Origin of the sequence: Pseudobutyrivibrio sp. JW11, from assembly GCF_900115355.1 — a bacterium.
GTDB lineage: Bacteria > Bacillota > Clostridia > Lachnospirales > Lachnospiraceae > Pseudobutyrivibrio > Pseudobutyrivibrio ruminis.
Genome location: NZ_FOWB01000016.1, coordinates 30,240 through 47,693 on the forward strand (window position 1 = coordinate 30,240; position 17,454 = coordinate 47,693).

5 protein-coding genes are annotated in these 17,454 nt (G+C 38.7%); 4 read left to right on the forward strand and 1 reads right to left on the reverse strand.

The window, feature by feature from the left end:
• The first annotated feature begins 168 nt into the window (after positions 1-168).
• The 4 genes from BM102_RS11955 to BM102_RS11970 all read left to right on the forward strand — a co-directional run bounded on the left by BM102_RS11955 (position 169) and on the right by BM102_RS11970 (position 14,733).
• Complete coding sequence (locus tag BM102_RS11955) at positions 169-10,641, forward strand: Ig-like domain-containing protein (protein WP_090482294.1); 10,473 nt, start codon at positions 169-171, stop codon at positions 10,639-10,641.
• Positions 10,642-10,781: 140 nt separating this feature from the next.
• Positions 10,782-11,939 (forward strand): class B sortase, encoded by a 1,158-nt coding sequence (locus BM102_RS11960; protein WP_090482297.1) that lies wholly within the window; start codon positions 10,782-10,784, stop codon positions 11,937-11,939.
• A 44-nt stretch (positions 11,940-11,983) separates the two neighbouring features.
• The gene (locus tag BM102_RS11965) at positions 11,984-14,062 is read left to right on the forward strand and encodes a hypothetical protein (RefSeq protein ID WP_090482300.1); all 2,079 of its coding nucleotides are present in this window, start codon (positions 11,984-11,986) and stop codon (positions 14,060-14,062) included.
• Between the two features lie 14 nt (positions 14,063-14,076).
• Positions 14,077-14,733 (forward strand): lysoplasmalogenase family protein, encoded by a 657-nt coding sequence (locus tag BM102_RS11970; RefSeq protein ID WP_074789408.1) that lies wholly within the window; start codon positions 14,077-14,079, stop codon positions 14,731-14,733.
• On the opposite strand, the gene BM102_RS11975 is transcribed toward BM102_RS11970, so the two are convergent.
• Entirely contained in the window at positions 14,719-17,268 is a 2,550-nt protein-coding gene (locus BM102_RS11975) for a hypothetical protein (protein ID WP_090482303.1), read from the reverse strand. The genes BM102_RS11970 and BM102_RS11975 overlap by 15 nt on opposite strands.
• Positions 17,269-17,454 lie beyond the last annotated feature (186 nt).

Genomic DNA, 17,454 nt, shown 5'->3' on the forward strand with positions numbered 1-17,454 from the left:
AACATTCCGTGAAAGCGTCCATTTTGGGCGCTTTTTTCACATTAAATTAACATATTTTTTCCGGAAACAAGCTAAAGTTAATAATAAGAAGTGCCGATAATGAAATCGTAAAACTATATTTACGTCTATTTTTGCGTGCAAAAAGCACGAGAAAAGGGGAATTGGCCTATGAACAACAGCATGAATATCTTGAAAAGGATGATGGCATTTTTGCTAGCCATGTTGCTACTTACAACCATGATGGGAGATGATTTCTCATCACTGGCAGATAGCGATTTGGACATGGTAACAGAAACCATCCAAGACGACGGGGCGGCAGCCGACGTAGAAACGACGGAAGGAGAAACTGCGGATACCGCTACGCCTGAGCCAGAGGTAACGGAAGAAGTGACAGAACCGGTTGAGACAGAACCGGAAGTGACAGAGCCAGAAGTAACTGACCCAGAAGTCACGGATGAAGTAACGAATCCAGAAGAAATAAATATAGACGATTCCCAAAATATAGATGAAACGGAAGAAATTGTCCCAGAGGAAGAGGTTCCAGAGGAGGACGCAGAGGAAGAGTGCGAGCACGATTGGAAAGCTGTGTCTAACGATGATGGAACACACACTTGGGTTTGTACAAAGTGCGAAGAGAAGGGCGAGACAGAAGACTGCGAATTCGGCGAAGATGGAATCTGTATCCGCTGCGGTTATGAGCAGCCTGCAGAAGAGGAAGAGTGCGACCACGAGTGGGAGTACACTTCAAACGATGATGGAACACACACAAAGCGCTGCACAAAGTGCGGAGTGGAAGAGGTAGAGGACTGCGAATTCGACGAAGATTGGGTTTGCGTTCACTGCAAATATGAGGATATGTCACTTGAGTATCAGGAATACTCAAAGACAATCCACGGTGTAAAGGTAACTGTAGCCGGCGAAATGCCAAGAAAGTCAAAGGTTACTATCTACACAAAATCACTTAAAAAAGTAAACGACATTGTAAATGAAACAATAGACGAAGGCACATTCGAAGCATACGAGGCCTTCGATATCACAATCTACGACCGTCATGGAGACAAGTATCAACCAAAGGACGATGGCAACTCAGTTTCAGTAACATTCGAAGGTGTTTCAGAGCTTGCCGACACTCCAGACGAAGAAATCGTTGCATACCGCATCGAGGACGACCAGGAAACAGTAACAGAAATCCCAACTGACGTAGCAGGTGAGGATGTAAGCTTTGATGCAGAGCATTTCTCGACTTATGTAGTTGGTACGATATCGGATGTTTCATATATTGAATTAGAGGATTGGCAAAACTTTGCGGCAGTTACAACAGCCACATCTGATACAACATATACAAAACCATTAAAGGCAACATTTGTAATATATGTATCAGATGCTAGTGAAACATATAGCTTCACAGCTACAGCTTACAAGAATTTATCTTCAACATCCCTTCCTACATCAGGAACAAAGGTTGCAACAGGTAGTCAGGATTTGACACCAGACGGAACGGGCTATTATACAATAGAAATTGATTTAACTGAGAGTGTAAGTGGAAATAGTTATGTAACAAAAGGAAACAGCTATGCAATAGTTGTTAGCTCAAGCACAGCAGTTAATTTGTGCTATGGTTCAACATACGAAAATAGCTTGTCTTCTCAGACTTATATTAAAGGAAACTCATCTACAAGTTGGAATTGTAGTGGAACTTATAACGATGCATTTTATTTATCAACATCAGCAAATAGTGATTTGGGTTGCAAAGCTTCATTAGAGTTAACTGACACTATTAGTGATAGTTATAAAGTTGCATCGATAACTACAACATCAACACCTGATAACGATGATGTTTACCATTATGCTGTTGGAAATACTGATACATTAACAGCTGTACTTTCAGATTCATCCATTGAACGATCAATCACATGGGAATCTAGCGATCCATTAATAGCAGAAGTCACATCAAAGGGGACAATGACTGCTACTTTAAAGGCTTTAAAAGCGGGTACTGTAACAATTACTGCAACATATAACGGCGAATCTAAAGAAATAACTGTTAATGTAGTTGATGTGTATATTGGTGGTGTATCAACATTAGAAGGAGCTTCAGCATATAGTACTTCTTATACAGGAAGCGCTATTACACCGAGCGTTGTATTATATTCTGCCAGTGGAACTACTGTGGGTACTACATCTGCGGCATATCCATATATGACTTCGTCTTGCTCTAATAATAAAGATGCAGGAACAGCAACTGTTGTTGTTAAATACTATCCAACGGTGGATGCGGCATATACATATACACGAACCTTTACAATTAATCCTATAGATATAACAACTACAAGTAGTACAGATGGAAACAATGCATTTGCAGCCGCAAACTATAAAGTAACATCGGGAAGTGTAACTAGTGTAACAAATGTAAACAGCAATTCAGCGCTGGCTGTTACACCTGTGTTTAATACAGATTTTACAGCTACAGTATCTAGTTTAACTGGAGTTACAAGTTCAATAGTAATTAATGCGGACGACAGCTCATGCAGCGGCAACTTCACAGGAACGGTTACAGTATCATCTTCAGATACAGATATATCAAATGCTTTGACTGTTAGTTTAAGTAGTAATTCTAGATTGCTAGACTGCTATTATACAGGCACAGCATATTCTCTTACTGAAGTAACTGATGTGGGATGGAGCGAAGTTACATTCTACAATTCAAATAATAAAGAAGTCCCTGGAGTGGTTACTAAGTCAAGCGCTACTTATAAAATATACGATTATGTATCAGGATATTCAGCGACTGATTATGCTGCAAAAGGTGCGGAAGTAAGTGATACAAAAGCTGGAAAGAAAGCTATTGTATTCACAATGAATTCTGATTCAGGATACACTGGTAGCATTTTTACAACATTTACTATTCAGCAGGAATCAATGTCGAAAGTAACAATAGTATGGAAAAATGGTAATGAATTTGCCCATACAGGAAGTGCGATAGAACCTGTGGCAGGAACAGATTTTGTTGCATATTTGGGTTATGAATCAGCAATAAACCCAGGTGTAGAGGTAAGCGCAGCAGACTATAATGTGACATATCAGGGTGATCATATTAACACTTCTGATTCACCAAGAGTAAAAATAACCGGTGCAGGTACAAACTTTGATTCAAGCACTTACACTACAAGCGCTTACTTTATCGTGCCTAATTATGAATTAGATTTAGTTGTTAGAATCTCTGATTCTGGAACATATTATGATGGAACTTATAGCAATAGTTATGTGACTGGTTACAGTAAATACTATGATGGAAATCCAACATCTGTACCTAATATTAGTGTAAGGCTTAATGGTGCTTTAACTTATGGCACTGATTATACATATACTGTTTATGATTCATACGATGCAACAGCAGGAACTGGAACTACACTTACAGAAAAAGTGGGAACCAAGTACATAGTTGTAACAGGATTAAACAATGGAACAACTGATTACTCAAAGTATAAACCAGTAGTGGCAACCTATAAGGTTGAGTCAAGACCACTTAACAATTCTGCTATCACTGTTTCCTTTGGAACAAATGCGTCAGAGAAAACATTTACAGGAGCAGCATTAACCTGGAGTACAGCAACAGATGCATCCACAGCAAAGGTTGCAACTGCTTTATCAAATGGTGTGCCAACAACATGGTCAACATCTACAACAACAAACGCAGATTTAACTATTAAATATGGAAACACATATTTGATTGAAGGAACTGATTTCAAGATTAATTATGGTGACGATTATATTAATGTTGGAACAGTTAGCCCTACAATTACAGGTTTGGGCAATTATACTGGCGATTTAAGTGGAACTTATACATATTCAATAACTGCAGCGAGCTTATCAGACGGAGGAACTGCAACTGCAGCACTCGCAGCAACAGAAGCTTTTGCTTATACAGGAAGTGATCATACACCATCTGTAAAAGTAACTATTGGTACAACATTTACAGAAACATTTAAGTACGATAGCACAACGCAGTCATTAACAAGCACAAACTTTACAGTTGCATATAAGGATAATAGATCTCCGGGAACAGCAACAATAACAGTTACAGGTAAAAATAATCTAACAGGCAGTGCTGTTATTACATTTACAATAAGCAGTAATAAAGATGCATATTCTGCAATATACATTGGAGGAACAAATCCAGCTGAATACGTTAGTGTTGCGGAAGAAAAAGATTCATCAGGAAATGTAACAGGCTATACAAGATACTATAAATGTTCTTCATTAGTAACGTACTATACAGGTAGTATTTACAGTGGAAGCGTAGCAGTATATGGTTCTGACGGTACGTTGTTGACCAGAAATACGCACTATGCTGCTTCATACAAGAACGCAAAGGCGGCAAATACAAGTACTGACTACACTTCAAGCTCACCATATTTGAAAATTACAGGTTTAGATTCTTATGCTGGAAACAATGCGATTGTTTATTTCAATATCCAGCCAAGAGAAATCACTGAGGATATGGTAAGTGGAATTGAAACAAGTTATACATGGAATAGCTCGGCTCCAGTAACACCAAGTCCTGTAGTTACATATAAATCTGCACTTACTGTTTCAACAGACTATACCGTAGCGTATTATGACAGCTATGATGCTTCAACTGGTACTGGAACAAATATTACAACAGTTGCAGGCACAAAGTATCTTGTAATTAAAGGTACAGGCAATTATACAGGAACAGTCGTTATTCCATATGATGTCGGTACAGATATTAGCCAAGGTAAAGTATCTATCTTAGGTGCATACTATGACGCAAACAATAATGTTCAAGGCGAAGATTATGCCTGCATATTGGGAGAGATTTCTACATTAGAAGCTAACCCGGTATCTCTCATGTGGAGAAATAGTCAGGCTCCAAAGGTATTGTTATACGACAAACATAATACAAAGATTTACGATGCTGACGACAATACCGTAGGAAATGTATCTATTCAATCTATTACAAGTAATCTGGGACTTACAGGGGACAAGTTATATGATGCAAGAGAAGCAAAGGGAACAGGTGCTTCCAACCTAATTACTATGGTTGTATCCGGCGATACCAGCAAAGGTTTCTATGGAACTGCAAAGATTTGCTATTATATCAATCCTCAGCCATTGGGTGGACAGAGAGTTAATGCTATTGCAACAAAAGAGCAACATTATACAGGTAGCGACATAACCGTAGATCCAGCATTTATATTTACATATTCTTACAGTGATACAAAACAAGTTTATACAACGGTAGAAGCAGGCCATTCTATGGCATTAACTTCTGATGATTATACTTGTGAAGGCAATATTGGCTCAACAGTAGGTACTAACGCAACTTTAACAGTTACAGGTGTTGGAAATTATAGTGGTGATGCGTCTTTAGGATTTAAGATTGTAGAAGGTTATGAGAACGTCTATCTTGGAACTATTGCTACAGAAACTTTAATTGCAACTACTGATGCGGCGACTAATAGTTATTCATTAGATGATAAGACAACATTTATATATACAGGAGAAGAAATAAAACCTAATCTTGTAATTACAGATGCATCTAATAATAAATTAGTTGAAAATACTGATTACACTGTTGCATATACAAACAATGTAGATCCATCTACTGATGGTAATACAGCTGTGGCGACATACACTATTACAAATACAAACTTTGTTACTAAAACTATTACATTTACATACACAATTAAGACCAATTCAATTGAGAACTTTGATGCTGAGTTAAGTGATTTTGTATACGATGGTACCGATATTACAGCAGGTGAAGTAAAGAGCGCTATTGAAGCAGGAACAGCAACGCTTAGTTTGAGTTCAGAGAATAAAGAACTTACATATGGAAGCGATTATACAATTTTGACTAGTGCACCTTCTGATTTGACAGATTATGTGGGTTCAAATGATGCACCATCAACTGGTGAAGCATACATTTATGTAAAAGGTAACTTGCCATATAGTGGATATAAGAAGGTAACATTCAATATTCTCTTGAATTTGAACTCAGTATATGCAGATGTAAGTATTAAAGATCCATACTATGAATTGGATGCAAATGGTAAGACTACATCAGATATAACGCCTGTAATATCTTATAGAACAACATTGGATGATCCGGGTGTATATAGTGGCATAATTTCAGATACTGTTAGCAAATGTACAATTACTAGAACTCGAGATACATTACCAGGACCTGATGCAAATATTACAATAACAGCAAAATCTGGAACGGAGCTTACAGGTTCAAAGGTAAATGCAAGATATGTATCATCTGCAGGAGTATCAAGTGTTGTATATTTCAAGGCGGATTTAAGCACCTACAAGGGAATAACTATGACTAGCGGAACTGTATATGAATATACAGGAGAATCAGTCAGCGTAACCTTCTCCGGATTAGAGGATGCAACTGAAGCTGTTGTTGGCGCTTTGCAAGGTGATTATTCAGTTGTATATACAAAGGATTATAATAATTACACAAACGGTGTTGACCCTATTGAAGTAGGAACATATTATGCAGTAATAGTTCCAACTCAAGAAAGTAAATATTTCATATATGGTAAGACATCAGAAAATAGTTTTTCATTCAAAATTAAATATAATCTATCGAGTGCTAACACAAAGGTTAAGTTTTATAGTGGAGCTGTAGAGGTTAATAATATTCCATATACTGGAAGTGCGCAGGATGTACCAGCGATAATATATGCAGCATACGACGCAAGTGCTGATTCATCCGATACTTTACACAATGTGCAGATATACGACTATAAAACAACAAACACTATGGTTACGATTGATCCAGCCACAGCAACAAAGATGGGTACATATTCAATTGTAGCTACACCAAAAGATGATGATTTGGTATATGGTAGATTAACAAGCACATTCACGATATCTGGAGTTGATATTAATGAATGCGATATTAGTATCGAACAGGGACCATTTAGCTATACAGGTTCTGCTATTAAACCGACTGTTACAATTACTCACTCTGGTTCAACACTTAAGAAAGATACTGATTATACTGTTACTTATTCAAACAACATAAGTGCAGGAACAGGAAAGATTATAATTCAAGGTATTAATGCATATTCAGGTGTAGTAGATGATATAACGTTCACAATAGAACCAGTAGCAATTACTCCGAATATGATAACTGTAGATACAGCTACGTATGCGGGTAAAAATGTTGAGGTTAAACCTGCCATTACAGTTAAATTGGGTAACTATGTCTTAACTGAAGGAACTGATTATACAACCCCAGTTTATGCAAATAATACATATGCTAGAACAGATGCTTCTGTAACTATTTCAGCAGGAACTAGTGGCAACTTTACGGGAACAAATATTAAGAAGACGTTCACTATTGAAAAGTTAGATTTAACAGTCGCAGATATTACAGTTTCTCCAAGTAGCGTGGAATGGACAGGAACTGAGATTGATCCATACACAAAAGTTACAGTAAAACTTGGAGATGTAACACTTATATCAGACAAAGAGGATACAACGTACGACTATAAGATTGTTGTATTGAATAATGGTGTTGAGAGTACGCTTAAGAATCAAGGAACGTATCAGCTAAGAATAGATGCTGGCAATAGTCCAAATTGTGCTAACTACAAAGAGATTAGTTTTGAAGTTACCAAACGTTCACTATCAAATAATTATCATTATTACTATGATAAGGTAAGCACAGATTATGCAGGTGCAACATGGGATTACGAGTCTACAAATAAGAGATATGTGACTAATTATTCAACTGGTTTAACGGTATACATTCCAGATGTAGTAACAATTGGTGGAGACAACGAACCAGATATTCTCATTGTAGATAAAGGAATCGTAGATACCAGTACAACAACAGGCTATAAACATCTAAAGAAAGATACAGACTACACGATTTCTTTGAGCAATAATTCTGGTGCAGGTAGTGCTGCATGGAATAAAGATGGTGATGAAACAACTAACGCAACGGTTGCATCAACGTCACCAACAATAACAATAACTGGTATTGGCAACTACATGGATACCATTTCATTGCCATACAATATTGGTCAAAACCTTAATACTCTAGACTTGACCGTAACCTATACACCAACCGGTTCAAACATATCAAATCCGATTACATATGTTGAATCTAAGAAGGATGAGGTTGAATGGTACTACGAGTATAATGGACAGCAATTAAGACCATCAGTTACTGTATTTAATGGTACATCACAGCTTAAAGTAAACACAGATTATACAATCTCTTATACTGATGCTACTGGAAACGATGATACATGTATAAATGCTGGATACAAGTATATTGTTATTACTGGAAAAGGTGATTACTGCGGAACCTTATCAAAGAAGTACGCAATACATAGAAAAGCAGTAAATGCTAAATTACTAAAAACTAATACTAGCGATTTGGTACAAGGAACAGTATTTACTACAGAAAATCCTATGTTAGCAACTTCTGATGGAACAAGTGCTGGAACTACAATGCTTACATTTAGTGTTACAGGAACAACACTTAAGAGGTTTACACAGGCAACGGCTGAAACGTATTTGGCTAAATCATATACAGACGAAGATGGTAATGTAACTGGAATTATGTCTACAGAAGATGCCGACAAATTCGAAGGATATTACTATGCTGTTTATGACGGAACTACAATAAATCCTACTGTTACAGTAAAAGATAATGTTTTAGGAACAACAATTAGTGAAGATGATATTAATGTAGAAGGCGCAAGCAATACAGTAACATCATTTACTAAGACAAATGGAACAGTAACAAGCTACGTATGTAGCAACATTGAGGTTTCATTCAAGGGAACTGAAGCAATTGGTGGAACAGGTGGAAATTATTACGTTCCTTCAGGTGGATCTAGTACATTTACAATTGAATACATTGTTGTACAGCATGATATGAGTTCAGATTTTGATGTATCGATTGCATTTGATGATACAGTTGATGGATTAGACGGAAACAACGTTAATTATGACGATGGTAAACTCATCACAGGAACGGTTACAGTTACAAGAAATCAGTTGGAATTAGTAGAAGACACTGATTATACAGTTGAATATGAAAACAACTGGTTGCCAGGTGAAGCTACTGTTACTATAACAGGTAAAGGTAATTACAAAGGTACCAAAACACTGAAGTTCTATATCTGGGGAAATCTTGACGATACATTAACGTACTATAAAGATGCCAATGATAACTACGTTCAAGGTAATCCATTGACACAGCAATATACTGGTAAGGGTATTACCTATGGAGAACCTAGAATTTATCTTGGTTTACCAGTATTACCGGGGGCTTATCAAACTGAAACTTATATATTAACAGCTGGAACAGAATATGAGGCAACAAAGCAGCCTACATCAAATGACAGCTTTGTATCAACCGGAACAGTATATTATTCAGGTGTATCATCAGCATATTGGTCTGGCGATAAAGAAATTGATTATGCAGTAGATTTCAATACATCTGATATCAAAGCCGATAACTATGATCCAAGCTATGAGTTTACAGGTTATCCAATTGAACCAGACTTTGAAATTAATGTCTCTACCGCAACCATCACAGGTATTACATATAACAGAATGGATAAGAACGGAAGCATACTTGAAGAGAATACTTCTGATTTGACAAGTATTACTCCAGATGATGGTTACATTGAAGCAACAATTGCATATTCAATTGGAGATCGTACCGGAAGCGTAACAGCAGATTATAGTATTACTGCTAGAAATTTGAGTACGAATAATGATAAAAAAGATGATAGGGTTGTAGTAATTTGTTCATCTACATATCCTCGTTATACGGGAATGGCTGTTAATCCACCGTTTGAAATCTATATTCAATCTAAGAACCTAAAGACAGGTGCAGTACAAAAATATTATGATTTAACATTATATGATGAGACTGCTGATAGCCCATCTGGTGACTATGATGTAGATTATGGTGACTATGAATATGGAGATGGAGAAATTAAGTTTACAGGTAAGTCAGATAGACTTACAGGAACACTTAACAAATCATATACTATAAAACTGCAAAGTGTTGCAAATCTAAGAATTACAGAGGACACTGGTAGTACCATGACAGCAGAATGGGTTAGAGATATGTATTCTGATGGTACAGCTCTGAAGTTGCAGAAGTTGGATACAAGTACAAACGAGTATGTTGATGTTATGATGACTGGTGTATCTGGCAAGACAAATACATACACATTTACAGGACTAGCAAGTAGCACCACATATAAAGTAATTGCAACAGCATATGCAACTACGAGTGATGGAACTAGCATAGAAAGTGAAGAAGAATTTGTCATTGAAACAACAGGTGTAGCAACGTCAGCTATAAAAGTGGAAAGTAAGAAGGCAGGCAAAGCTACAGTTAGTTGGAATACATCAGGAAATGTTATAGCTTACTATATTTACAGAGCAGATGATGAAACAAGCACTGGTAAATTAGTAGCAATCATTCCAGCAAGTACTGGCAAGTATACAAATTCTAAATTGACGAGTGGAGCAACGTATTACTATCATATTGATGGATACGCCGTTGTTGATGATGAGTTAACGAAAGTAAACGAGTCAGAACACGTTGCAGTAACAGTGAAATAATGCTAAAAGGAAGGCTCTAGGGCAGTGTGCCCTAGGGCCTTTTTGTATATTGTCGAAAAATTTTTAATCAATTAATTGTGTGTTCCTATTGAATTTGATACAATATATTGTAGTATCATGTGCAATAGGAAGAACGATATATGTCAGACAAGAAAAGGTTTAGTATTGGTGGGTTCGAGTTTGAAACTCACTATGAATATCGTGCAGCCCAAGAGGACGTTAAGAAAATAGAGTGCATCAATGAGGAGCTTGATATACAAGATCCAGAGGTTGCCCTACGCCTATATAATGATATTCGTGATGGCATCATTACATTCAACAGTCCAATCGGTGCTCAGTACACAGAGCACGTGGCAGATATTGTGGCAAACAAATCTGCAGGACTTCTAGACGATAGAGAGATAATCGAAGAGGCAGCAACCAAGGCAAAAAGCTCCAGACGCCTGGGACTTGTATTCGTAGCCATGGCGGTGGTACTCATTGGAGTATATGCTGGGGTAGAAATAAAGGACGTTTACGAGACCAGAAAGATAGCTGCAGAGATACAAAATCGAGAAGATAATACCCAAAACACTAATATTTCACAAAATAACGTTAATATTGATAATGATAATGACGATATAGATTCTGTGGAGGACTCAAATGCAGAGGCTAATGAAATCACTGAGGATTTAATAGTAAGTCCTTGGGATAAGAATTATGCAGCAGATGAGCGAGAGATTCTTCCAGATATGACTGAGCTATACTCGCAAAATAGCGATTTTGTAGGGATTTTGGAAGTCGTTGACACGGATATCAACTATCCAGTATGTCAGACTCCAAACGACCCGGAATATTATTTGAGAAGAGATTTCTATGGAGAAACGAGTACCGCCGGTACTTTATTCGTCGATTATCGTTGCGACATAGTTAATCCGACCACTAACACCATCATATATGGTCACAATATGAGATCTGGAACCATGTTTGGTGGATTAAAAAGATACTTAGACTATGATTATTATCAGTCGCATAAGACGATAATCTTTAAAACTCTATACGAGGAGCAAGAGTACGAAGTTGTAGGTGTGGGGCTGTCAGCAGTGGGTTATGATGATGACGACAGCTACAAATACTACGATTTCATCGACGCAGTTACAGGCTCAGAGCTCCAGGAGTTTTTAGATAACATCCAAAGTTTATCGGTATACGACGAGACAATCGACATTAGTTCTACGGACAAGATTTTGACCCTTAGCACTTGCAATAGCTACACCGAAGACGGTCGCATGTTTGTAGTTGCAAAGAGAGTCAAATAAAAAATAACAGAGCCTAAAAACTTGGATTTAGGGATGGGAATGCTATGGTGAAAAAGAACAAGGGATTATTGAAAAAAATAGGATGTATTCTTATTAGCGCATCTATTCTTCTGACGGGCTGGACCTTCTTTGGCAGCTCAATTTCGATTGCAGACGGGGACACGACTATCGTGGACGAAGTTCTGAATGAGGACCCAGATACAACTGAAGAAGATGTTGAAGAGGTGGCAGAGACCGAGGAGACTGAAGAATCAGAAGACGCAGCTGATGCTTCAGATGAAACAACTACAACCTTCAGCACTGATTCATTAGAATTATATAGCTTACCAGCTGATACTCTTGGTACATCGCTTGCATCAACAAATGATGACGGTACATACACAGCAGATGACGGTGCTACTTATTCGGATAGTAGTATGACAGTCTTGGTAAAGGTTCCTGCTTCAGTGGGATCAACATTTTCAGTTCCTAGTTCAGTATCGACGATTAAATCTGGAGCATTTGATGGAAGCAATGTTACAGACCTAACATTTGCATCTGATGCAACAATTGGCACTCACAGCTCATGGCCAGCAAATGGTACAGTAGTTCATGCTGAGGCTTTATCAAGCACATCGGAAGTGGTTACATATTTCGAAAAATTAATAAAAGCTGGACGAAATGTTAAAATTTTATTCGATGAATCATCTACAACAACATATTCAATTACATTCGAATACTACAAGGACTCTATTTCAACAGCCAATAAAATTGGAACAGAGACTGAAGAGTATGATGAAGATGATGATTTAGAGCTGCCAGACACTATAAAGACATTTAACAGCGTATCATATAATTATGTATCAGGCCCAACGCCTGATTTTGAAACAGTAACAGCAGATGCTACTTATAGCTTTATCTACACAGAGGCAACCACTTACGACATTACATACAACTACGTATTACAGGATTCTACAGGTGCAGAAACAGGTACAACTAAAACTGAAATAGTAAAAGTTGTTGAAGGTGAAACACCATCAATGCCGGCAACAACAAAGACATTTGACGGAACAACTTACACTTATGTATCAGGACCAACACCTACATTTGCAGCAGCGACAGCTAATGCAGAATACAGTTTCGTATACAAGGCTTCATCCTCATCCGGTGGAGAGTCAGGTGGCGGCGGAAGCACAACACCTACCTACACAGTTACAATCAAGGGTAACTTCTACGAGAACGATGGCACAACATACATCGGCGAGCGTACAATCACATCCTACACACAGGAAGCTGGCAAGGTTATCACAGCTCCTACAGTAGATGGCTACACAGCATTTGGCACAACAACATACACTGTCACAGCTTCAAACAGCCAGACAGCCACATTTACTTATAAGAAGAGCACAGCATCTTCATCTTCTACAAAGAAGTTTAAGGTCACAGTTTACGACGTATTCTACGACCAGACAATGACAAAGAAGATTGAGACAAAGACACGTCAGACTGATACATACTCTCAGGGCGACACATTCAGCTACGATCCAAAGACATACTCTGGATACGAATATGTAAGCGCAGAGAACCAGTCAGGCACAGTCAACGCAGACAGAACAGTTACATTCAAGTACAAAGCAACAACAGCTTCTGGCAAGACAACAAGCAACTCAAAGTATTCAGTTACAGCTGGTGCAAACCAGAAGGTACCATCAAATGTAGGTACAGTTACAATTACATGTGACGGCCCACTTGATAAGATCGTTGCAATCAAGGTTGATGGCGTAACACTTGCTCAGAACCAGTTTACTGTAGAGTCAGGCTCAACAATCCTCACTCTTACAGCATCATATGTTTCAAGCCTTTCAGCTGGCGACCACGTAGTCAGATTTGAGTACACAGACGGCTGGGCAGAGACATTACTTACAATCACAGGAAAGACAACAACTACAGTTACTTACAAGGTAAGCAGCGACGGTTCAATCTCTTCTGGACACACAAAGGATACAACACCTACTACAGCAGATGGATTCGATAGCAGATATTTACTTTGCTTAGCAATCTTCTTACTTGGAGCAGGTACAATTCTTTTCAGCAAGCAGAAGAAGCTTGAGGCTATTCTTGCAGGTGATAGAGACGACGAATAAGTCGGGTGAAAAATATGATAATAGAAACTATTATTTATGTAGCACTTATAATTGCATTATTTGCTGTATGTGATAATAGATTTTCAAGGAGATACTATGTCCCATTAAAGGTGATCTGTAGTATCTCCTTTTTGGTTATTCTATTTATCAATCAGTGGTATTCAGAAAGACTAGGCTTGCTTCTGTGGGCCCTATTAGCCTGTTTTATAGGTGATTTGATGATGGGCCTATACAATACCTACAGTCGCAAACAAGCCATGGAAATCGGCATTATAGCCTTTATGCTGGGCCATGTAGGACTGCTTAACTACATGTGTCGCATCACGGTAGGCACCAATGTGCTAGTATACATCGTGCCAGTGATTCCATGCCTGATACTCATAGGCATGCAGAAGTGGTGTCACCTCCATATGGGCAGCCTCTTCGTGCCATGCATAATCTACTGCTACTTCGTATCCACGATGACTTTAAAGGCCCTGGAATGCGGCCTCAACGGCACACCAATCCTTGGCATCGCGGGAATGCTTTTCCTGTTCAGCGACTTCACAATACTATTCCTATATTTCTACCATTATAAAAACCGCAACAACAAGCGGTTGGTTCACTATGTGAATCTAGGCACTTATTATGCTGCGGTTTTATTATTCATATATAGTTTACTGTATGTATGATACAAAGACATTACCAAATGATTCAAAATAGTCACTAGCTTCGGTTAGTGACATTTTTTGATTCTGGCTAGTCATCGGATCGAAGTATATGATGGAGCTTGCATCGTATCCTACGATTAGCACGGCTGTGTCATCACCGGTGTATGCGTACACAGGTGTGCCAAGGTTTACATAGTAGAGCACCTGGCTAAGTGACAATCCTGTTAAATCAAGGATGTCGTAATCCTTTAATGTCTTTGAAAGCACCGAAATAGGTGTTTCTCCGGATTCTAATAGTGTGTGCACCTGCACATTTTCCCCAGCCTGAACAAGCATAGCGGAAAGAGCTCTGGCGCTGCCGGAAGCCTCCGAATCACTTGAACCAACAGCGATTCCTGTGATTGCATTCTGATATGACTTGCGGCCTCGTTTCCACACATATTTAGGTGTGTTATCAAGCACGATACCCATGTTTTCATCGGCCTCTGTGATTGCGCGATTCAAATCATCAGTGGCCAGCGAAACCTTGCTGCCTACATATACAAAGTACTGTGTAGAGCTTGTGGCAGAGGCAACAGAGATAGAGTGGCTGCCATCGGCAAGTACCAGGCCAGGCACATCGTAATCAACCTTGCCAAGCTTTTCATCTTCCTCCAGCTCAGCCATGGTGAGAACAACAACCTGTTCCTTGGCATCGTCTGATATTGTGCTAACATCAACGGCTTTGTTTTGCTCACCGGCACTGTTTTTGATGGTGTCCCCATCAGCGGCGGTGATAATTCCTTCAGAATCTATCTGAATACGCTCCAGATAAATGGTGTAGGACTCGATTGAAACATCTGTAATATAGTAACCGCTCTTCTGATATGTCATCAGCTCACGACCTGAGCCAGAAGAGATATCTGCGATTGTCAGTTTGTACATTGGATAAACAGTAGAGCCGGCACCGTCAGTAGTGATATCGTTTTCATTTAAAGTACCATAGATCAAATCGTCATCCAAAAAGGCCAGTGGCTTCAAAAGCTGTCCTGTGCCTGCTGTAATATCATAAGAATCTCCAGTCTCCAAATCCATGATGTGGATTGAATCTGACATATCCTCCTGATCCATCCAAGCCAGGTATCTGCGGGATGCAGAAACAGCATACTGAGCATCATCAAGGCCTGTCATCAGTTCCTTGGTAGTAAGCTCGTTTAAGTTCATATATAGAAGAGTTCCGTTTACCATGATGTAGAACTGGTTGTCAGCTGTCTCGTACAAAAGCTCAGAGAAGTTGGCGTTCAAAATCTGGTAAGAGCTTGTAGAGGTGATGAACACCTGCTCAGTGGAAGTATCTTCGATTGCATCGTAGTGGTAAAGGTTGATACCACATTCGCCTTCGTGGCTACCGGAATTCATGTATCCATACACAACATAGTCCATTGTTCCAGATTCATCGATGTTTAGAAGAAGAATCTGGTGCTGGTCATAAATAGAACGGCTGTCAGTAGGGTCGTCCACAAAGCTGAAAATCTGCTTTAATGTGCGGTCTGTCTGATTGTATTCGTATAGTGAACCATTCTGTACAAATGAAACGATGGTACCAGTTTCGTTTGACATGTACTGCAAATCAGGATCAGTGATGCCGATGTTCAGCACATTTTTGCTATATGAAACGGACTGGTCATCCAAAATCTGCTCCATTGTTCTGTCGTATGAAAGCAGGTACAATCTGTCGGAAGTATAGCGGATTCTAAACTCCTCTACGCATGTGTAATATTCTGACTTGCCTGAGTTATCTCTATTTAATAGGTAAGTGAAGGTAAGGCTGATGTAGTTGCTGCTGATATCAGTGAGCGCTGTATTAACATCACCTACCTGCGTGCCATCAAATCCACCATAGGAAATCTGAGCAAGATTTGAATTGATAGTAACGTGGTTCAAATCCTCAGATGCAGAAGATGAAGGCTCGATATATGTAGCCAAATCTGTTGCATCCTCTGAAAGAGCAGTGTTGTGGAAATACTGAGCAAAATCTAATATCTCTTCTTCGTTACATCCTTCTGGCTGCATGATTCTGGTGTAGTAGTAGATTTCATCATCACCGCTTGTGATTGTAAGAATAAGAAGATATTCTTCGTTCTTTTCAATCAGGTTTTCAGCCTGGAAGCTGGCGGTAAGAATGCCGTCCTTAGATGTGAATTCCAGCTCGTTATTCGAAATGTTTCGCTGTGTATCCAAAGAGCGTATCTCGTATGACAATCCATCCACATCATAGTCCTTGGAATCCACTGTTATAGATACGTTTCTTTCAGAGTCCAAAGGTATAATGGCGTCTCGCATGTAAGCTGGGTCCATCTCTGCCACATAGCCGTGAAGCTCTGTTGTAGCGTCACCCAGATAATCGATGGTGACAGTTGGCAGCGTAGGAGAGGACTGGGCGGTCACCTCCTGTGGCTCGCTGATATTTGTGACTATCTCGAAAAACACCACTGAAACCACAAAAACAACCACTAAAATACCCACTCGCTTAAGGATTTCTGTAGGGATGCCCTTCTTATAGAATTGTAACTTCATATATTCTCGCTTTCTTGATTAAATATCTTTTAAGTGTTATAATCCGTTGGAATTTTGATTTTAAGATATTCAGATGTCCTATCTTTAATAAGAAATGATTTTCTTTGATAGGCTCTGAATATTTAACATTTTATCACTATTTTTTCATACTGTCTTGATTAAATTAGATTAGATGTAATTTGTGCT